Annotated in this window: 15 protein-coding genes; 8 read left to right on the top strand and 7 right to left on the bottom strand. The window is 67.6% G+C overall.

The window, feature by feature from the left end; translation table 11 throughout:
- Positions 1-40: 40 nt before the first annotated feature.
- The 3 genes from ABC319_RS05815 to ABC319_RS05825 form a co-directional block, all read right to left on the bottom strand.
- On the bottom strand, positions 41-1,612 hold the full coding sequence (locus tag ABC319_RS05815; protein ID WP_413069313.1) for an MFS transporter: 1,572 nt from the start codon (positions 1,610-1,612) through the stop codon (positions 41-43).
- A gap of 74 nt (positions 1,613-1,686) precedes the next feature.
- Positions 1,687-2,118 (bottom strand): hypothetical protein, encoded by a 432-nt coding sequence (locus tag ABC319_RS05820; RefSeq protein WP_413069314.1) that lies wholly within the window; start codon positions 2,116-2,118, stop codon positions 1,687-1,689.
- Between the two features lie 93 nt (positions 2,119-2,211).
- A complete protein-coding gene (locus ABC319_RS05825) occupies positions 2,212-2,772 on the bottom strand; it encodes a type 1 glutamine amidotransferase domain-containing protein (protein ID WP_413069315.1) in 561 nt (186 codons plus the stop codon).
- Positions 2,773-2,883: 111 nt separating this feature from the next.
- Between ABC319_RS05825 and ABC319_RS05830 the strand changes: the two genes are divergently transcribed.
- The 3 genes from ABC319_RS05830 (at position 2,884) to ABC319_RS05840 (ending at position 5,941) form a co-directional block, all read left to right on the top strand.
- A complete protein-coding gene (locus tag ABC319_RS05830; RefSeq protein ID WP_413069316.1) occupies positions 2,884-3,906 on the top strand; it encodes a DNA topoisomerase IB in 1,023 nt (340 codons plus the stop codon).
- 1 nt (position 3,907) lies between these two features.
- A complete protein-coding gene (locus ABC319_RS05835; protein WP_413069317.1) occupies positions 3,908-5,095 on the top strand; it encodes a mechanosensitive ion channel family protein in 1,188 nt (395 codons plus the stop codon).
- Positions 5,096-5,161: 66 nt separating this feature from the next.
- Complete coding sequence (locus ABC319_RS05840; protein ID WP_413069318.1) at positions 5,162-5,941, top strand: hypothetical protein; 780 nt, start codon at positions 5,162-5,164, stop codon at positions 5,939-5,941.
- On the opposite strand, the gene ABC319_RS05845 is transcribed toward ABC319_RS05840, so the two are convergent.
- Complete coding sequence (locus ABC319_RS05845; RefSeq protein WP_413069319.1) at positions 5,916-8,885, bottom strand: L-glutamate gamma-semialdehyde dehydrogenase; 2,970 nt, start codon at positions 8,883-8,885, stop codon at positions 5,916-5,918. The genes ABC319_RS05840 and ABC319_RS05845 overlap by 26 nt on opposite strands.
- 97 nt (positions 8,886-8,982) lie before the next feature.
- On the opposite strand from ABC319_RS05845, the gene ABC319_RS05850 reads away from it, so the two are divergent.
- From ABC319_RS05850 to ABC319_RS05860, 3 genes are all read left to right on the top strand, one after another.
- Complete coding sequence (locus ABC319_RS05850) at positions 8,983-9,438, top strand: MaoC family dehydratase (RefSeq protein WP_413069320.1); 456 nt, start codon at positions 8,983-8,985, stop codon at positions 9,436-9,438.
- A gap of 46 nt (positions 9,439-9,484) precedes the next feature.
- Positions 9,485-10,663 carry an acetyl-CoA C-acyltransferase gene (locus ABC319_RS05855; protein ID WP_413069321.1) on the top strand — a complete coding sequence of 393 codons (1,179 nt, stop codon included), beginning with the start codon at positions 9,485-9,487 and terminating at the stop codon, positions 10,661-10,663.
- Positions 10,664-10,835: 172 nt separating this feature from the next.
- Positions 10,836-11,318, top strand: coding sequence for a pyridoxamine 5'-phosphate oxidase family protein (locus ABC319_RS05860; RefSeq protein WP_413069322.1), 483 nt, complete (start codon positions 10,836-10,838; stop codon positions 11,316-11,318).
- 65 nt (positions 11,319-11,383) lie between these two features.
- On the opposite strand, the gene ABC319_RS05865 is transcribed toward ABC319_RS05860, so the two are convergent.
- Positions 11,384-12,616 carry a polyhydroxyalkanoate depolymerase gene (locus tag ABC319_RS05865; RefSeq protein ID WP_413069323.1) on the bottom strand — a complete coding sequence of 411 codons (1,233 nt, stop codon included), beginning with the start codon at positions 12,614-12,616 and terminating at the stop codon, positions 11,384-11,386.
- Between the two features lie 150 nt (positions 12,617-12,766).
- Here ABC319_RS05865 and ABC319_RS05870 point away from each other — a divergent pair, with 150 nt between their 5' ends.
- Together ABC319_RS05870 and ABC319_RS05875 are read left to right on the top strand one after the other, a co-directional pair.
- Entirely contained in the window at positions 12,767-14,581 is a 1,815-nt protein-coding gene (locus tag ABC319_RS05870) for an ABC transporter transmembrane domain-containing protein (protein ID WP_413071624.1), read from the top strand.
- Between the two features lie 24 nt (positions 14,582-14,605).
- Complete coding sequence (locus ABC319_RS05875; RefSeq protein ID WP_413069324.1) at positions 14,606-15,760, top strand: saccharopine dehydrogenase family protein; 1,155 nt, start codon at positions 14,606-14,608, stop codon at positions 15,758-15,760.
- A 7-nt stretch (positions 15,761-15,767) separates the two neighbouring features.
- Here ABC319_RS05875 and rnr read toward each other — a convergent pair whose 3' ends face one another.
- Both rnr and ABC319_RS05885 read right to left on the bottom strand, forming a co-directional pair.
- A complete protein-coding gene (rnr, locus tag ABC319_RS05880; protein ID WP_413069325.1) occupies positions 15,768-18,005 on the bottom strand; it encodes a ribonuclease R in 2,238 nt (745 codons plus the stop codon).
- A 282-nt stretch (positions 18,006-18,287) separates the two neighbouring features.
- Positions 18,288-19,370: a potassium channel family protein gene (locus tag ABC319_RS05885; protein ID WP_413069326.1), complete on the bottom strand. Its 1,083-nt coding sequence runs from the start codon at positions 19,368-19,370 to the stop codon at positions 18,288-18,290.
- Between the last annotated feature and the right edge of the window lie 160 nt (positions 19,371-19,530).

A 19,530-nucleotide genomic window follows, 5' to 3' on the forward strand; every position in this document is an offset into this window, starting at 1 on the left:
AGCCAGCCGTCACCCCCGATCGGGGGTGACGGCCCTTCGTTCAGGCGATCACCTCGCCCACCGCGCGCGCCCGTGCTTCGCGCGACGCTTCGGCGGCCGGCACCAGCCGATATGCCGCGATGGCTGCAGTCAGCGTGATCGGCACGCTCAGTAACAGCGACAACATGCCCGTCGACAGGCTGCCGCTCAGCGTCGATACCCGTCCGGCGAGATACGGTCCCATCGCCAGACCCAGCAGCGTCGTACCGAGGAAGAAGGTCGCCGTCGCCGTGCCGCGCATCCGCGGCAGCACCAGATCCTGCGTCGTCGCCGCTGCCGCGCCCAGCGCACAGGCGGCAGTCACCTGTGCCATGAAGAGCATGGGGTACAATGTCGCAGTACTATCGGCACTGAACGCCAGTGCCAGAAACGGAGCAGGTGCCACGGCTCCAAAGATCACGACCATCAGCCGACCGGCGGGATTTCGCTTGTGCAACCGGTCGGCCACCATGCCGCCCAGCGTTACGCCCAGAAACCCGGCGCCCGCGCCGATGGCGCCGATCGCCAGCCCGGCCGATGCCGGCGGCGCGCCCAGCACGCGTAGTGCGTAGGGCGCCGCCCAGAAGCTCGCCGCATAGGCCATGAACGCATTCAGCCCGTATGCCACCACCGTGCACAGGAAAGCCGGCGTGCCGACGATCAAGGCGAACGTCGCGGCATCCCGCCGCTTCAGTGCGCAAGCCCAGGAGAAGACCGCATAGACCCCGATGCCGACCGCGGTCCATTGCGGCCATGGCTCGCCGATCGCGATGAGCCCCGCCACGACGCCGATGGTGATCGCCGCGGCGAGAAGATTCACCGCAAGCGCGCGGATGCCGCCTTGCGCCGCGCCCCAGATCGTCAGCGGCGGGATGATCGTGACGAGCTCGCCACCGAACGCCCTGAACGGGGCGGGATGCCGCGGCGGCGGCGGCAGTCCCTCGACCGCGCCGCGTTGCGGCTCGCGCAGGGTTGCGATCCATCCTGCGACAAGCAGGCCGGGGATACCGACGGCGAGGAAAGCAGCCTGCCAGCCGACCAGTCCGAATGGGCCGCCGCCTGGATAGGCGCGGTTCCAGTTCTGGACGATCAGACCGCCGATGAACAACGATACCCCGCCGCCGACATACAGACCGGCAGAGTAGATCGACAGCGCCGTCGCGCGGAGATGCTTGGGAAACCAGTCGGAGATCAGCGAATAGGCGGAAGGACTCGCCGTCGCCTCGCCGATCCCGACGCCGATCCGGGCCGCGGCAAGGTGTGTGCCGCTTCGCGACAGCCCCGAAATGGCGGTCATCGTCGACCACAGCGCCAGGCCGATCACCATCAGCCGCCCGCGATGCCAGTTGTCGGCAAGTCGGCCGAGGGGAATACCGAATAACGAGTAGAAGACGCCGAACGCCGTTCCATAGAGGAAACCGAGATCCTCGTCGCGCAGCGACAGGTCGCGCTTGATGTCCTCCGCAAGGATCGAGATGATCTGCCGATCGACGAAATTGAGCACATAGACGACAAAGAGGATGCCGAGCACATACCAGGCATATCGGGAGGCTTGCGGACGCCCGTCGATGGGCGCAGCAACGGCGTCTGGCATGGTCTCTCCCGACGATTATGTTCGTTGGTCGTCAGGCTATCAGATACGCATCGGGGAACAACCCGTTTAGTATCTCAGCGCAGCCGGCGCCGGTAGAAGTCGATCGCTTCCGGGTCGAACGCGGACAGCGGCTGGTCGAGGTCGCTCGGCAGCGGTTGCTCGCGCGGGGGTGGCGGGCCGAGATCGTCGTAGGAGAGCGGCCGACGCGATATCTCGCCGCCCTGCCGGACATGATCGAGCCAGCCGCCCCGTCCCCAGACGAGGTAGAGCGCAGCCCAGCCGATCACGCCGACGACGATACCACCCACCACCACGAAACCCAGCGGATCGGCCGTCCCTGGCAGGCCTGCGATCGCCATCGTGGCCGCGACATCCCGTGCGGACCACTGGGCCAGGGCCATCCCCGTCGCCAGCCCGATCGCCGCGCCTCCTGCCCCCGGCAGGCGCCGCATCGGGTGGCTGCGATCGGCGTCGGGACGTGCAGGATCGACGGCAGGAGGACTCATGTTCCGCATGGAGACGAGCGAGGGCGTTCAGGTCAAGTCCGCAACCGCGGCAGGCGTTCCCATCCCGGAACATCTGCCGCGCTGCGGGTATGGTCAGGCGGGTTCTTCGGCAAGTTCCGCCACCAGTGCGTCGATGATCGCCCGATTGAAGGCGGGCAGATCGTCCGGGTTGCGGCTGGTGATCAGGTTGCCGTCGACGACGACCTCCTCGTCGACCACGTCGGCGCCGGCATTTTCCAGATCGGTCCGGATCGAGGGATAGCTGGTCATCCGGCGGCCATCGATCGCATCCGCCTCCGCCAGCAGCCATGGGCCGTGGCAGATGGCGGCAACGATCTTGTCGTCCTCCATGAACTCAGCGACGATCTCGACCGCGCGATCCTCCTGCCGCAACTTGTCGGGGTTGCAGGTGCCGCCGGGCAGCACCAGCGCGTCATAGTCGTCGGTATCGACCTGATCGAGCGTGATGTCGGGCGTGGCCATCTCCGCCTTGTTCAAGTCCTGCTCCATGCCCTGGATCGGATCGACCCTGATAGAGGCTAGCGTGACGGTCGCACCGGCGGCTTCCAGTGCCTTTTTCGGTTCGAAGAGCTCCACCGTCTCGAACCCGTCGGCAGCGAGCATAAGGACGCGGGCGTTACTGAGGTCGGCCATGGGAGACTCCTGTCGTGCAGTCGGGGGAGCCGCATGAACCCGCGCCGACCGTCCACGTTCCGGAACGAAGCGCCACCCTGCGCATTGGCCGAGACGAAGCGAGGAGCGTCAATGCCTGTCAGGATCGTCTATTCCGATGACTCGAAGCCGGGGATAACCCGCCGCAAGATCAGGGAAAAATGGGCCTACTACCTGCCGAACGGCGACCGGGTGACCGACCGCGACGAGATCGATCGGCTGAACGGCATCGGCTTGCCGCCCGCTTATCGCGATGCATGGTTCAACACGCGCGCCAACGGCCATATCCAGGCGGTCGGCTGGGACGAGAAGGGGCGCAAGCAGTATCGCTACCACCCCGATTTCCGCGAGGCGCAGGAGGCGTCGAAATACGAGAAATGCGCCGACTTCGGTCACTGCCTGCCCAAGCTGCGCCGCCAGGTCGAGGCCGATCTGGCGAAGCGGGCCCTGTCGCGCGAGCGGGCGATCGCCGCCGTCATCCGCCTGCTCGACGGGGGTCACATCCGCGTGGGCAACGAAGCCTATGCCGAGGCGAACGAGAGTTTCGGCGCCACCACGCTGCGCAAGCGACATGGCGAGGTCAAGGGCGAGACGCTGAAGCTCCGTTACAAGGGTAAATCGGGCAAGATCCGCGACCTGAAGGTGACCGACCGGGCACTGGCCCGCACCGTCCGCAAGATGCAGGATCTGGACGAACAGCACCTGTTCGCGTGGGTCGGCGACGACGGCGAGGCGCATCCCGTCACCTCGTCGGACGTCAACGAGTATATCCGCAACGTTAGCGGCACCGAGTTCACCGCCAAGCATTTCCGTACCTGGGCAGCCAGCGTCGCCGCATTCGAGGCGCTCGCCAAGGCGGAAGCGGACCTGAGCCTGAAGGCGATCCTGGAACCCGTCGTCGAGCGGCTGGGCAACACCGCCGCGATCGCCCGCAAGAGCTATGTCCACCCTGCCCTGATCGCGCTCGCGAAGAAGGGCCAGGCGGCGTTCCGTCGCGGTATCCGCCTGCCCCGCTCCTCGCGCTATCTCAGTCGCGAGGAACGGGGGCTGATTGTCTTTCTCGAGGAACTCGCTCCCGCATCGACATCGGCACCGGTGCTCGCCAAGGCAGCCTGACATGGCCAACCCCAGCAACGCCGCCGCCCGGCCGCTCTTCGATCCCTCAGGCTTTCAGGACCAGTTCGCCGGTCTGCTGACTTCCGGCATCGACTGGCTGCAAGGCAATTGGCTGCGCATCGTGATCGCCTTCGCGATCGGTGCCTTGATCGTCGTCGTGCTGCATTGGGCCAGGGGCCTCGGCCAACGACTCTGCGCGCGTGACCGGACGGGCGCTGGCTGGGGCCGCATCCTCGGCAAGGCGGTAACGCGAACGGGCAACTTCTTCATCGTCATGCTCGCCGCCAAGCTGGTGCAGGGGTACGCCGGCACGCCCGGACCGGTCAGCAGCACGATCGAGTTTCTGTGGATCGTCGCATCGGTGTTCCAGGCGGCGATCTGGGCGCGCGAGCTGATCCTGGGTGCGGTAGAGCACCGGACCAGCGCCGAGAACTATCAGGGAGAGGCGCTGCTGTCGGCGATGGGCCTGATCCGCCTGCTTGTCACCGTCGCGCTCTTCGCCGTTGCCCTGGTCGTCGTCCTCGACAATCTTGGGGTGAACGTCACAGGTCTCGTCGCCGGGCTGGGCGTCGGCGGCATCGCCATCGGCCTCGCGGCGCAGGGCATCTTCGCCGACCTGTTCGCGGCGCTCGCCATCATCTTCGACCGCCCGTTCCGTCGCGGCGACAAGGTTTCGTACGACCAGACGACCGGCGTCATCGAGTCCATCGGGCTGAAATCGACCCGCATCAGGTCGTTCGGGGGCGAGATGCGGGTGATCTCCAACCGCCAGCTGCTCGACAAGGAGATCCAGAACATCTCCAACCGTGATCACGTCCGGATCGCCCTGACGATCGGCGTCGCTTACGAGACACCGCCCGACACGCTCGCCCGCATGGGCGACATCCTGAAGGAGATCGTCGAGAGCGAAGGCGCCAAGGTCGCCCGCGCCAGTTTCGAGAGCTTCGGCGCGTCCTCGCTCGACTTCGTTCTGCAGTTCGACATCCCCGGAGACGACTGGCCGACCGCACACGCCACCCGCGACCGGGTGATGGTGGCAGTGATGCGGCGCTTCTCCGCCGAGAAGATCTCCATCCCCTATCCCACCCAGACGACCTTCACCGCGGCTCCGAATGGCGATCTCGTCATGCCGTACCCGCAGGTGCAGCCGGTTCACGTCGAGAACGAAGCGACCCCAGTCGGTCGATGACATCGGCGACACGGATGACGGCCATGCTTGTCGCGCCGGACCGTCCCGCGTAACGGACGCGCCGACATGGCGTCGTCCACCTATCGTCCGGCGGGTCGCCAAACCGGTTCTCCCTTGCGCCGCGCCGCGTCGTTCGCGCTGGCTGTCGTGGTACATCTGGCCATCATCTGGCTGTTGTTCCACCTGGGCACCAGAGCGCCGAGGCAACCCGACGAACCGCCTCTCAGCACCTTCGCGCTCGATGCCGAGCAGCCGGCCGCTCGCGCCGCCGCCAAGGCGGCGACGAGCCGCCGCGCGCCCAGCCGGCCGCGCAGCAGCAGCGCAGTCACGGTTCCCCCGCCCGTCCGGACACCGCCGGTCCCGACCGATCAGCCGGCGGCAGTCTGGCCGACGATGCTGTCCGACTCGTTCGATCTGGCGAAGATGCCGAAGGGCAGCCGCGCCGGCGACGAGGGACGCGGGGATGACGACGCCCGGGGCGACAGCCGGACAGCTTATGGGCCCGGTGCCGGCCCCGGCGGGCAGCGGCTCTACAATGCCGACTGGCAGCGCGAGCCGACGGATGGCGAGATCAACGGCTACATCCGGACGGCCAGGCCGCCTGGCAGCTGGGCGATCATCGCCTGCAAGACGGCGCCTGACAATCAGGTCGAAAACTGTCGGACGCTGGGCGAATCGCCGATCGGGTCGGGCTTCGGCAACATGATGCGGCAGGCGGCATGGCAGTTCCGCATTCTTCCGCCTCGCATCGGTGGCAAGAAGATCATCGGGGCATGGGTCAGCATCTGCATCGACCTGCGCCCTGACGAGGCGGGGCGGCTCAGATGCCCCCCTCGTCAAGACTGAGCAGCGTCGCGTTGCCGCCGGCCGAGGTCGTGTCGACCGACACCGCCCGCTCCGCGCAGAAACGGTACAGGTAATGCGGGCCGCCGGCCTTCGGCCCGGTTCCCGATAGTCCCTCGCCGCCGAACGGCTGGGAGCCGACCACCGCACCGATCATCGACCGGTTGATGTAGAGGTTGCCGACCGCCGCCTCCGCCTCCGCGACCTCGGCAGCGCGAGCGATGCGGCTGTGCAGGCCCATGGTCAGGCCGTACCCCTTGGCGTTGACGCGTGCGATCGCCTCCGACAGCTTGCCGCCTTCCCAGGTGGCGACGTGGAGGATGGGGCCGAACCACTCCTGGTTCAGGTCCTCGATCCGGTCGATCCGGATCAGCGTGGGGGGCACAAAGAGGCCGTCGGCCGGCACATCCACCGTCTTCAGCCAGCGGTCGCGGACGGTTTCACGATAGCCCATCAGCCGGTCATAGGCAGTCCGATCGATGACGGGACCGACGTCGGTTGCGGGATCGCCGGCGTTGCCGATCCGCAGCGTATCCATCGCGCCGCGCAGCATTTCGATCACGGTATCCGCGACATCCTCCTGCACCAGCAGCAGGCGAAGCGCCGAGCAGCGCTGACCCGCCGAGCGGAACGACGAGGCGACGACATCGGCCACTACCTGTTCCGGCAGGGCGGTCGAATCGACGATCATCGCGTTGATCCCGCCCGTTTCCGCGATCAGCGGCACGATCGGGCGATCGTCGTCTGCGACGAGCGCACGGGCGATCCGCTTGGCCGTGCCGGTCGATCCGGTGAACGCAACGCCCGCGATCCGGACGTCGGCAGTCAGCGCCGCGCCGACCTCCGGTCCGCCCGGCACCAGCACCAGCGCATCGCGCGGCACGCCGGCCCGGTGGGCGAGCTCGACCGCCTTCGCGGCGATGCGCGGCGTCTGCGGCGCGGGCTTCGCGACGACGGTGTTGCCCGCAACGAGCGCGGCAGCCGTCTGGCCCAGGAAGATCGCCAGCGGGAAGTTCCAGGGCGCGATCGTCGCCCAGACACCACGACCCTCGATATGCAGCGTGTTGCGCTCGCCGGTGGGGCCCGGCAGCTCCACCGGGCGCAGCCGTGCTCGAGCCTCTCCGGCATAATATCGGCAGAAATCGGCAGCCTCGCGAACTTCGCCGATCGCATCGGGAATCGTCTTGAACGCCTCCTGCACGCAGATCGCCATCAGCTCGTCGCGATGCTCCTCGAGCAGGTCGGCCAGCCGCTCCAGGCAGGCGGCGCGCTCGTCGACCGGGGTCGCCTGCCAATCGGCGAAGGCGGCGTGCGCACGACCGACGGCATCGGCCACGACCGGCTCGGCCGCAGGCGCGCGGTCCGGAAGAGGCCAGGACACGGCACGGACGGTGGCGTCGAGCGTCGCGACGTCGCTCAGGTCCAGACCTTGCGAATTGCGATGGCCGGGCGCGAACAGATCCCTCGGCAACGGGATCGAGGGATGCCGCTGCCCGCCGACCGCGGCGATCTTGGCGACCGGATCGGCCAGGATTTCGGCCTCGGTCAGTCGCTCGTCCGCCAGCTGATGGACGAAGGACGAGTTGGCGCCATTCTCCAGCAGTCGACGGACCAGATAGGCCAGCAGGTCGCGGTGCCCGCCGACCGGCGCGTAGATGCGGCAATGATAGCCGTTATCGCGGACCAGCCGCTCGTACAGCCCGTCGCCCATGCCGTGTAGCCGCTGGAACTCGAAATCGCGGTCGTTGCCGGCCCATTCCAGGATGGTGGCGACGGTCAGCGCATTGTGGCTGGCGAAGGCGGGACGGATGTTATCCGCGGCCAGCATGTCCTTGGCCACCGCGAGATAGGAGACGTCGGTCGCTGCCTTGCGGGTGAAGAGCGGATAGTCGGACAGCCCCTCGACCTGCGTGCGCTTGATCTCGCTGTCCCAGTAAGCGCCCTTGACCAGTCGCACGTTCATCAGCCGGTCGAGCCCGTTCGCCCAGGCGACCACCGGCCGGGCGCGTTTGCCATAGGCTTGCACCGCCATGCCGAACCCGTCCCAACCCTTCAGCGACGGCAGCGCGGCGACGGTACCGATGATGTCCAGGCTCATCTCCAATCGCTCGGACTCTTCGGCATCCACCGTCAGGGCGATGCCCTTGGCCGCCGCCTGCACCGCCAGCGCCTCCAGCATGCCCGTGAGCGCCGGAACGCACTCCGACCAGCGCGCGACTTCATAGCGGGGGTGCAGCGCCGACAGCTTGACCGACACAGAATGCCCAGCAGCCGGATCGCTGCCGACCGCATCGATCGCGCCGACGTAAGCCTGGAAATAGCGATCTGCGTCGGCGAAGGTCCGCGCCGCTTCCCCCAGCATGTCGAAACTGGCGGTGAACCCCTTGTTCTCGGGCTTCTTCATGCGGCGCATCGCCTCGTCGATGGTGCGGCCCATCACGAAGATCTCACCCATCATCTTCATCGCCGCGCCGACGGCCTGGCGCACGAACGGCTCGCCCGCGCGGCTGATCAGGCGGCGCAGCGGGCCCGACGGCCCCTCCCCCACCAGCACGCGGCCGACGACCAGGCCCCAGGTCGCACTGTTGACCAGCTTGCTGTTCGACTTGCCCGCGTGCGAGCGCCAGTCGGCGTCGCCCAGCTTGTCGGCGATCAGCAGATCGGCGGTTTCCGGATCGGGCACGCGCAGGAACGCCTCCGCCAGACTGAGCAGCGCGATCCCCTCCGAGGAGTTCAGGCGATATTCCTGCAGGAACTGGTTCACCCACCCACGACCCTGTGCTGCGCGCAGGTCTGCGAGCAGGCCGCCGGCATGGCCCATGATCCGCTCCCTCGAATCGGCACTGGTCGCTGCCCGGTCCAGCAGCGGCTTTAGAACATCGGGTTCGGGCGCGCGGTACAGCTTTGCCATCGTTTCACGGGCGGCGGACGTTACGGCTTGGGTCATCGTCGAACTTTCGGTGCGGCAAGGCTTGCGACACGGGGGTGCCACAGCCTACAGGATGACACGCGCTTAGCGCCAAACACGCGTCGAGGGGAATGCCGTGGCGACGATCGCCATCGACCAACTGCCGTCCATTGTCGGCCGGTCGTTCACGTCCGACTGGGTGATCGTCGATCAGGCGATGATCGACGCCTTCGCCGCGGCAACCGGCGACCACCAGTTCATCCATGTCGATCCGGTCGCCGCGGCGCGAACTCCGTTCGGCGGGACTGTCGCCCACGGTTTTCTGACGCTGTCGCTGATGCCGATGCTGATGGAACGGACGGACATGCCGCGGCCCGAGGGGATCCGGATGGGCGTCAACTATGGCTGCAACTCTCTCCGGTTCATCACCCCGGTCCGCGCGGGATCGCGTGTCCGCGGCCATTTCACGCCGCGCTCCATCGTTGAGAAGCGGCCCGGCCAGTATCAACAGACCACCGAATTTACCGTCGAAATAGAGGGGGCGGAGAAACCTGCGCTGGTCGCCGAGTGGATCGGCCAGTTCTTCGCCTGATTTTCGTTCCGGTGTGACTTTCACCGATCATCATAAGGATCACGTCATGCGCTCCGCCGTCATCGTCTCCACCGCCCGCACGCCGATCGGCCGCGCCTATCGCGGTGCGTTCAACAACCTGCCTTCGCCGACGCTCGCCAGCCACGCGATCAAGGCGGCCGTCGAACGGGCCAAGCTGTCGGGCGGCGAGGTCGACGACGTCGTCTGGGGCGCCGCGCTGCAGCAGGGGCATCAGGCCGGCAACATCGCGCGCACCGCCCTGTTGCGCGCGGGCCTGCCCACGACCGTGTCGGGCATGTCGCTGGACCGCCAGTGTGCCAGCGGCCTGATGGCGATCGCCACCGCTGCCAAGCAGATCGTGGTCGACGGCGTGGACATCGCGATCGGCGGCGGCGTCGACAGCATCAGCCTGGTGCAGACGCCCAAGATGAACGTCGCGCCGGATCCGGAGCTGGTGGCGATGCACAAGGACATTTACATGCCGATGCTCCAGACCGCCGAGGTGGTCGCCGAGCGCTACGGCATCAGCCGCGAGGCCATGGACGAATACGGCCTCCAGTCGCAGCAGCGCACTGCCGCCGCGCAGGCCGCGGGCCGCTTCGACGACGAGATCGTCCCGGTCTCGGCGACGATGGCGATCGTCGACAAGGAGACCAAGGAGGTGAGCCACAAGCAGGTGACCCTGTCGAAGGACGAAGGCAACCGCGCCGACACCACGATCGAGGGGCTGGCGTCGCTGAAGCCGGTGCTGGGGCCGAACTACACGATCACCGCCGGCAACGCATCGCAGCTCTCCGACGGCGCGTCGGCGTCGGTTCTGATGAGCGAGGAAGAGGCGGCCCGTCGGGGTCTTGCCCCCCTTGGCCGCTATGTCGGCATGGCCGTAGCCGGCACGGAACCAGACGAGATGGGTATCGGCCCGGTCTTCGCAATTCCCAAGCTGCTGGAGCGTAAAGGGCTGAAGATGGACGACATCGGCCTGTGGGAATTGAACGAGGCGTTCGCGGTGCAAGTCCTCTACTGTCGCGACAAGCTGGGCATTCCCAACGAGCTGCTGAACGTCGACGGCGGCGCGATCTCGATCGGTCATCCCTATGGCATGTCGGGCGCGCGGATGACCGGTCATGCCCTGATCGAGGGCAAACGCCGCGGCGCGAAATATGTGGTGGTCACGATGTGCGTGGGCGGCGGCATGGGCGCGGCAGGCCTGTTCGAGGTATTCTGATCATCCGCTCGGCCGCGAAGTTTCCGATCGCCGGAAGCCTGCTGCCGAAGTCTGGAAATCCGGGGCTCCGATCACGCCGGTGATCGGAGCCCTGTCTGCTCTGCATGCACACCGCCGCAACCAAGTCCGTCGTCACATCGTTTCCCTGCCGACCCCATCAGGAGAGACGCACATGGCCGACCACGACAGCCCACAGGAAATCGCCGCCAAGTTTCTGGCGAAGGTGAAGGAAAGCCCATTCATCATGCTGGGCCTGACGGACGGCCAGCATTCGGAGCCGATGACGGCGCGGCTGGACGACGATCAGCCGAACGCCCTGTTCGTGTTCGCCGGCAAGGACAATCGTGCCGCCAAGGGTGGAGCGGCGATGGTACAGTTCGTGGGCAAGGGGCATGATTTCTTCGCTTGCCTCGCGGGTACGGTCAGCCAGGACAATGACCGCGCCCTGATCGACAAGCTGTGGGACAACCATGTCGAGGCCTGGTTCCCGAACGGCAAGGAAGATCCCAACCTCGCCCTGCTCCGCTTCGACGTGGAATCGGCCGAACTGTGGGAGACCGACGTGTCGCTGTCCGGTCGGGTAAAGATGCTGTTCGGCGGGACGATCACCTCGGATGAATCGTCGAGCCATGCCAAGGTCAATTCGATCGGCTGACCTGAACCGTTTACCTGTCCAGAGCGGCGCCGGTTCCGACGGGAACCGGCGCCGCTTTCATATGGTCAGGCGGCGTTGGCAGCCATCCACTGCTCGACGATCGGCGCAATGCGATTGCGCCATTTCGATCCGTTGAAGATGCCGTAATGTCCGACGCCCTCGGCCATTAGATACTGCTTCTTGTCGTCCGGCAGGGCGGTGGCCAGCGTCAGCGCCGCCTTCGTCTGGCCAAGTCCCGAAATATCGTCCCGCTCGCCCTCGATCGCGAGAAGGCCGATGTCCTTGATCGCGGCCGGATCGATCCGCCTTCCCCGGTGGATATACTCGCCCTTCGGCAGAGCATGCGTCTGGAACACCACGTCGATCGTCTGCAGGTAGAACTCCGCCGTCATGTCACAGACCGAACGGTACTCGTCATAGAAGTCCTTGGTCGCGTCGGCGCCGTCTTCGTCGCCCTGAACCAGATGCTTGAACATGCCCCAGTGCGAGATCATGTGATTGCCCAGGTTCATCGACATGAAGCCGGCCAGCTGCAGGAACCCCGGATAGACTTGCCGGCCGGCACCCGGATAGGTCACCGGCACCGTGACGATCACGTTCTGCTCGAACCAGGCGTGCGGACGCTTCGTCGCCAGCGTGTTGACCGCCGTCGGCGCCTCGCGCGTATCGACCGGTCCGCCCATCATCGTCAGGGTCAGCGGGCGGAGCGGATGCTCGTTCGCCGCCATCAGCGCCGCGGTGGCATAGGCGGGAACCGAGGGCTGGCAGACCGCCAGCATGTGCGCACGGCCGGAGCCGTCCGCGCCCATCGCCTCGAGGAACTCGACCAGATAGTCGACATAGTCGTCCAGGTCGAAACGACCATCGGACAACGGCACCAGCTTGGCATCGCGCCAGTCGGTGATGTGGACGTCAGCGCTGGGCAGCATCCGTTCGACCGTGCCGCGCAGCAGCGTCGCGTAGTGGCCCGACATCGGCGCGACGATCAGCATCTTGGGCCCACCCTCGACACCGTCCCGCCGGAACCGCTTCAGCTGGCCGAAGGGCTTCCGCAGCACGATCTCTTCGGTGACCGCCACTTCGCGACCATCGATCTCGGTGCGATCAAGACCAAAGCCAGGCTTGCCGCGCGGTGCGGAGGCGTGTGCGAAGACCTCCAGCGCCGAGCCGACAATGGCGCCACCGCCCATATAGGCGAAAGGATTGGCCGGGTTCTGCAACAAGCCCGCGCCGAAATTTGCCATTGCGCTGGCACCGGCAAGCATCGAGCGCTGCATTTCATAAGCGTTGTAGAGCATTGGGCATCCTATACGCCGGAATGGTTGCCGGGTGGTAACGTAAACTTGTCCTCGCGCAACGCGTCAACGCGACGATCCGTTCAACCGCGCCCAGTCACCGCTACCATGCTGCGGCGTTGAGCCGGGCGCGTGGCGCTGCTACGCGGCCGCATGGCCGATCCCGATCCGCGCCCGCCCGTGTCCGCCGCCGTACCGATCGGCACGGACGCCCCTGCCGACCGTCGTCGCCTGGGTGACCTGGGCATCGTCTGGCACCATGCCATCCGCTATCCGGGGCGGATCGCCATCGCCTGTGCCGCGCTGGTCACCACTTCGGCGGCGACCATCGGCATCCCCTACGGCTTCAAGCGGGTGATCGACCGCGGTTTCGGCGGTGGCGCCACCACGTCGTTCGCCACCTCATTCCACTATCTGCTGATGATCGTCGCAGTACTGGCGATCGCGACGGCGATCCGCTTCTACTACGTGTCGTGGCTGGGCGAGCGCGTCGTCGCGGACATCCGCACTCGCACGCAGGCCCATCTGCTGAAACTGTCGCCCCGTTTCTTCGAAGAGAACCGCCCGTCCGAGATCGCGTCGCGCCTGACGTCGGACACGGCGCTGATCGAGATGGTCGTGGGCAGCACCGTGTCGGTGGCGCTGCGCAACTGCTTCACCGGCATCGGCGGCATGATCTATCTGTTCGCGATCTCGCCCAAACTGGCGGGCCTGCTGATGCTGGGCATCCCGCTCATCATCCTGCCGATGACGCTGCTGGGGAAGCGGGTGCGTGCCTATTCGCGTACGTCGCAGGACAAGGTGGCGATGGTCGGCACGCTGACCACCGAGACGCTGGGGGCAATGCGGATCGTGCAGGCGTTCGGACAGGAATCCCGTGAGGGTGCGCGCTTCGCCGATGCCGTGGAGGCGACCTTCGCCGCCGCCCGCCAGCGTAATGCGCTGCGTGCGGGGATGACCGCGATCGTCATCGCGCTGGTGTTCGGATCGATCACGCTGGTCCTGTGGGAGGGCGCGATCGACGTCGCCGCCGGGCGGTTGTCGGGTGGGTCGATCGCGGCATTCGTGCTGACCGGCGGCATCGTCGCGGGCGCGTTCGGCGCGCTGACGGAGGTCTATGGCGACCTGCTTCGCGGTGCCGGTGCCGCAAGCCGGCTGGCGGAGCTGATCGACGAGGTGCCGGCGATCGCCGCGCCCGCAACGCCGACCCCCCTGCCCCACCCGGCCCGTGGCGCCATCCGGTTCGAGGATGTACGCTTCCATTATCCGACCCGGCCGGAGATCGCGGCGCTGGAGGGCTTCTCCCTTGACGTCGCGCCCGGAGAGACGGTGGCGGTGGTGGGCCCATCCGGTGCCGGCAAGTCGACGCTGTTCCAGCTGGCCGAGCGATTTTACGATCCCGATGCCGGGCGGATCCTGGTCGATGGCGTACCGCTGACCGAGGCCGATCCGGCCGAGGTGCGGGCACGCATCGCGATGGTGCCGCAGGAGACGGTGATCTTCGCCGCCAGTGCGCGCGACAATCTGCGTTATGGCCGGTGGGACGCGCATGACGACGAGCTGTGGGCCGCGGCGGAGGCGGCGAACGCGGCGGAGTTCCTGCGCCGCCTGCCCGCCGGGCTCGACACCTATCTGGGCGAAGGCGGCGCGCGGCTGTCGGGTGGGCAGCGGCAGCGGGTGGCGATCGCGCGCGCGTTGCTGCGCGATGCGCCGATCCTGCTGCTCGACGAGGCGACCAGCGCGCTGGATGCAGAGAGCGAGCGGCTGGTGCAGGAGGCGCTGGAACGCCTGATGGAACATCGCACCACCCTGGTCATCGCGCATCGGCTGGCGACGGTGCGCGCGGCGGGGCGGATCATCGTGATGGACGAGGGCCGGATCGTCGAACAGGGCAGCCACGCCGCACTGATCGGGCGAAGCGGCCTGTACGCACGGCTTGCCAGCCTGCAGTTCAGCGAGGCAGCATAGCGACGAACAGCCGGGAGACAGGGTGTGCGTGACTTCGATCTGATCGTGTACGGCGCGACCGGCTTCACCGGTCGGCTGGTCGCTGAATATCTGGCTGGCGCGCATCCGGCGCATGGCCGCTGGGCGATGGCGGGACGCAGTCTGGCGAAGTTGCAGGAGGTGCGCGACGCGATCGGGACCTCTGCGGACCTGCCGCTGGTGGTGGCCGATGCCGATGATCCCACCAGCCTGGCGGCGATGGCGGCGCGCACCGCCGTCGTGCTGACCACCGTCGGCCCCTATCAGCTGTACGGCAGCGAACTGGTTGCGGCGTGCGCTGCGGCGGGGACCGGCTATGTCGACCTGTGCGGCGAGCCGGGCTGGATGCGGCGGATGATCGACGCGCATGAGGGCACGGCGGTGCGGACCGGTGCGCGGATCGTGTTTTCGTGCGGGTTCGATTCCATCCCCTTCGATCTGGGCGTGATGACCGTGCAGGAGGCGGCGACGGCGCGCTTCGGTCGGGCGGCGCCGCGGGTGAAGGGGCGGGTGCGGGAGATGAAGGGCAGCTTTTCCGGCGGCACCGCGGCCAGCCTGAAGGCGACGCTGGCGGCGGCGGCGCGCGACCCGTCGCTGATCCCGCTGCTCGCCAGCCCGTTCGCGCTGACGCCGGGTTTCGCCGGGCCGCACCAGCCGGCCGGGCTGCTGCCCGAGTTCGATCCGACGCTGAACTGCTGGGTAGCGCCGTTCGTGATGGCACCGATCAACACCAAGAACGTCCACCGCACCAACTTCCTGCTGGGTCATCCTTGGGGAGCCGATTTCGTCTATGACGAGATGCAGGTCGCCGGGCTGGGCGACATCGGCAAGGTCGCGGCGGAGGCGATCGCCAAGTTCAATCCCTTCGCCGGCGACAAGGGCCCGAAGCCCGGCGAGGGACCGACCCGGGAAGAGCGCGATAGCGGCCGTTACGACCTGCTGTTCGCGGCACTGATGCCAGACGGCGAGCGCATCGACGCGGTGGTGACCGGCGACCGGGATCCCGGCTACGGATCGACGAGCAAGATGATCGCCGAAACCGCGCTGCTGCTGGCCGAGGGCGAGCATGACGGCGGCGTGTGGACGCCGGGCGCGCTGCTGGGAACGGCGCTGAGGGATCGGCTGTGCGCGCGGGCCGGTCTGACCTTCACGGCCGGGTGAGCGCCCGTCACCGCTTCTTACCCTGATGACGGATATTGGCGGGGCGACCCCGCCGCTTGAGGACGCGGTGAGGTTTGCTGCCGCCCCGATGTGACGGCGCCGCACCCTTGCCGCCGGGCAGCTCGAAACGAAGCGCACCCGACACCGGGTTCGATTCCGCCAGTTTCAGGCGCAAGCGCTGCCCGAGCGCGTAGACGTCGCCGCTGTCCTGGCCGGTCAGCGTGCGGGCCCCCTCGTCGAACTGGAAATATTCGCCGCCCAGGTCGCGGACCGGCATCAGTCCGTCGCCTCCGATCCCCTCGACGGTAGCGAAGAAGCCGAAATTGGTGACGCCGGTGATCCGCGCATCGACCTCTTGCCCGACCCGCTCGGCGAGGAAGGCGGCGACGTAGCGGTCGACCGTGTCGCGTTCCGCCTCCATCGCGCGACGCTCGAACTGGCTGATGCTCGTGCCGATCCGCTCCATCTCGTCGTCCGCCGGCAAGGCGCCGCCGGGCCCCAGCGCATAGGCGCCGACCAGCGCGCGGTGGACGACGAGGTCGGCGTAGCGGCGGATCGGCGAGGTGAAGTGGGCGTAGCTGCCCAGCGACAGACCGAAATGGCCCTGATTGGCGGGCGCGTAATAAGCCTGGGTCTGGGTACGCAGCACCTGCTCCATGATCTGCGGACGGAAATCGGCGTCGCCGACCCGGTCGAGAATGTGGTTGAAGGTCGCCGGCTTCACGACCTGACCCAGGGCGAACGCGACGTCGAAGGTGGCGAGATAATCCTTCAGCGCGACCAGCTTCTCGCGGCTGGGCGGTTCGTGGACGCGGTACATGCACGGCGCCTTCTTCGCCTCCAGCGCCTTCGCGGCGGCGACGTTGGCGGCGATCATGTAATCCTCGATCAGGCGGTGCGCATCGAGACGCTCGCGCGGCGCGACCGAGAGGATGCGGCCCTTCTCGTCCAGCACGACGCGCCGCTCGGGCAGATCGAGGTCGAGTGGTTCGCGTGCATCGCGTGCCTTCGCTAGGGCGCGCCAGCAGGACCAGAGATGTCGCAGCGGTTGCAATAGCTCCGCTTCCGCCGGCGGGAGGGGAGAAGATGGGGCGGCGTCGATGATCGCCTGCGCGTCTTCGTACGCGATGTTCGCGGCGAGGCGGACGACGGCGCGGCTGAACCGCCACGTCTTCAGTTCGCCCGCCTTGCCGATCGTCAGGTGACAGGCGAGCGCGGCGCGGTCCTCCCCCTCCTTCAGCGAGCAGATGTCGGCCGACAGGATCTCGGGCAGCATCGGCACGACGCGGTCGGGAAAATAGACCGAATTGCCGCGACGCCGCGCGTCCTTGTCGAGCGACGAGCCCGGGCGGACGTAGAAGGAAACGTCGGCGATCGCGACGATCGCCCGCCAGCCGCCGGGATTGGCGGGATCGTCGTCGGGCGCGGCCCAGACGGCATCGTCGTGATCGCGCGCATCGGCGGGATCGATGGCGACGATCGGCAGATGCGTCAGGTCCTCACGATCCTCGCCCAGCGGCTGACGGGCGACCCGCTCCGCCTCCTCCAGCGTCTCCGCCTCGAACCGGTCGGGTATGCCGAGCTTGTGGATCGCGATCAGCGAGAAGGAGCGCGGCGCGAACGGGTCGCCGAGCCGCTGGACGACCCGCACGGTGAGGCGGGGCGGCCGCCCGGCCAGTTCGCACAGGACGAGATCGCCGGGTTCGGCATCGCCGGCGTCGGATACGGGAAACTCGCGCCGCTCCTTCTTGTCGACGCCGGTCAGCCACAGGCGTTCTGCTTCACCGCGCAAGACGCCCAGCACCTGTTCCGACGACTTCGCCAACACCTTCATCGGGTGGGCGGTCCAGCCGTTGCCGGTCTCCTCGGTCCGAGCGAGGATCCGCTCGCCGATGCCGAGGGCGCCGCGCTTGCGCTCACGGACGCGGATGCGCGGCACGGGCACGCCCTCCGCCTCCCACCGCTCCGGGCTGGCCCAGACGTTGCCGCCGTCGTCGACGTCGACGATGCGCAACACCGTCACCTTGGGCACGCCGCCCATCTTGTGGAAGGCACGGCCCGGAGCGCTGTCGATCAGCCCCTCGTCCGCCATGTCCTTCAGCAGCGCCTTCAGCGCGATCTTCTGCTGGGCGGTGAGGCCGAAGGCGCGGGCGATCTCTCGCTTGCCGGCGGGAGTGTCAGAGGACTGGATGAAATCAAGGACTTGTTCGCGAGTCGGAAGACCAGGCGTGAGATGGCGCGCCATCAGTTGGTCACGCGAATGTTGAGGAAGTTGCGGGATGTGGAGGGTCGAAGGTCAGAAGATGTTTCGACAGTGATGCTGTCGCATTCCGGTTGCGCCCATCGCCACCTCTCGTCACCCCGGCAAAGGTCGGGGTCCAGTTGGGGAACGTTGGCGATCAAGCAACCACGGCTTTCCCGACTGGACCCCGGCCTTCGCCGGGGTGAGTGAAAGGATGGAACAGGCAGGTCGGGGGTAAAGGACATCGGCATGGCCTGCCACAGATAGGGCGGGTAGGACAGATCGCTAGCGCCGGGCACCCGCCTGCACGACCTCGATGACGCTGTCGCCGCGTTCCAGCACCTGCGCTTCCGGTTCCCAGAAGCCGAGGACGCGGTCGCCGCGATAGACGCGGAGCAGCTGGCCGCCGACGATCTCGCGCGGGCTGCGGCCGATCTCGTCGTCGTGGACCGGGCGCTCGCGCAGCTCGACCCGGCCGCCGCGGGTGACGAGGTCGGCGACATAGTCGGCGATGTGCGGTCCCGACGTGCACTGCGCGAGCAGCTGCCCGCCGAAGCTGACCGGGTTGACGATGATCGTCGCACCGGCATCGCGGGCGAGCAGTTCGTTCTCGATCGCGGCGATTGACACCGCGACCTGGGCTTGCGGCGCGAGACGGCGGACGGTGAGGACGATCAGCACCGCGGTATCGTCGCGACCGGGGGCAACGATCACCGAGGCGGCGGCCTCCACCCTGGCGATCGACAGGACGGCATTGTGGGTGGCATCGCCCTCTACCGTGGCGACGCCCAGTTCCTCCGCCTCGCGCAGCCTGTCCGTGCGTTCGTCGACCACCACGATGCCGGCTGGCGCATGGCCGCGCGCCAGCAGTTCCGCCACCGCGGCCGCGCCGGAGCGACCATAGCCGCAGACGACGACATGGTCCTTCAGCTCGCGTCGTATCAGGCCCATGCGCCACCGCTCCCATCCCTGCCGCAGCATGAAGCTGTACGCGCTGCCGAGAAAGATGAGGAAGACGAAGATGCGGATCGGGGTGACGACGAAGGTGTCGAACATGCGCGCCGAGGTCGATACCGGAACGATGTCGCCGTAGCCCACCGTGGTGACGGTGATGACGGTGAAATAGACGATGTCGAGGAAGCTGACGGCATTGTCGCTATTGTCCTTCAGTCCGGCCCGATCGATCCAGTGGCCGCCGAGCGCGATGCCGACCAGCAGCAGCACGGCGAGCGCACGAAAGCCCAGGGTGGTGAGCGGGCCGAACCGCCCGGCGCGATAGAAGCGCGGCCGTGCCGCCTGCACCGCCGCGCGGGCCGCCATGCGGCCGGGCGTCAGCGCGCGGCGCGCGGGGGGTGGCAGCGGCGTCATGCGGGGGTGGTTGTATGAGCGCGGGGGGCGGGTGACAATCGGGCGGGGCGACCGTGCCGGATGCCGGGTCTGCCACATCCGTCATTCCCGCACCGTCGGGGCCCCTGTGAAAGTCTTCCAAAAGTGGTGCAGGCCCCGCGCAGGCAGGGATCCGGAGCCT

Origin of the sequence: Sphingomonas phoenicis, from assembly GCF_047238005.1 — a bacterium.
GTDB lineage: Bacteria > Pseudomonadota > Alphaproteobacteria > Sphingomonadales > Sphingomonadaceae > Sphingomonas.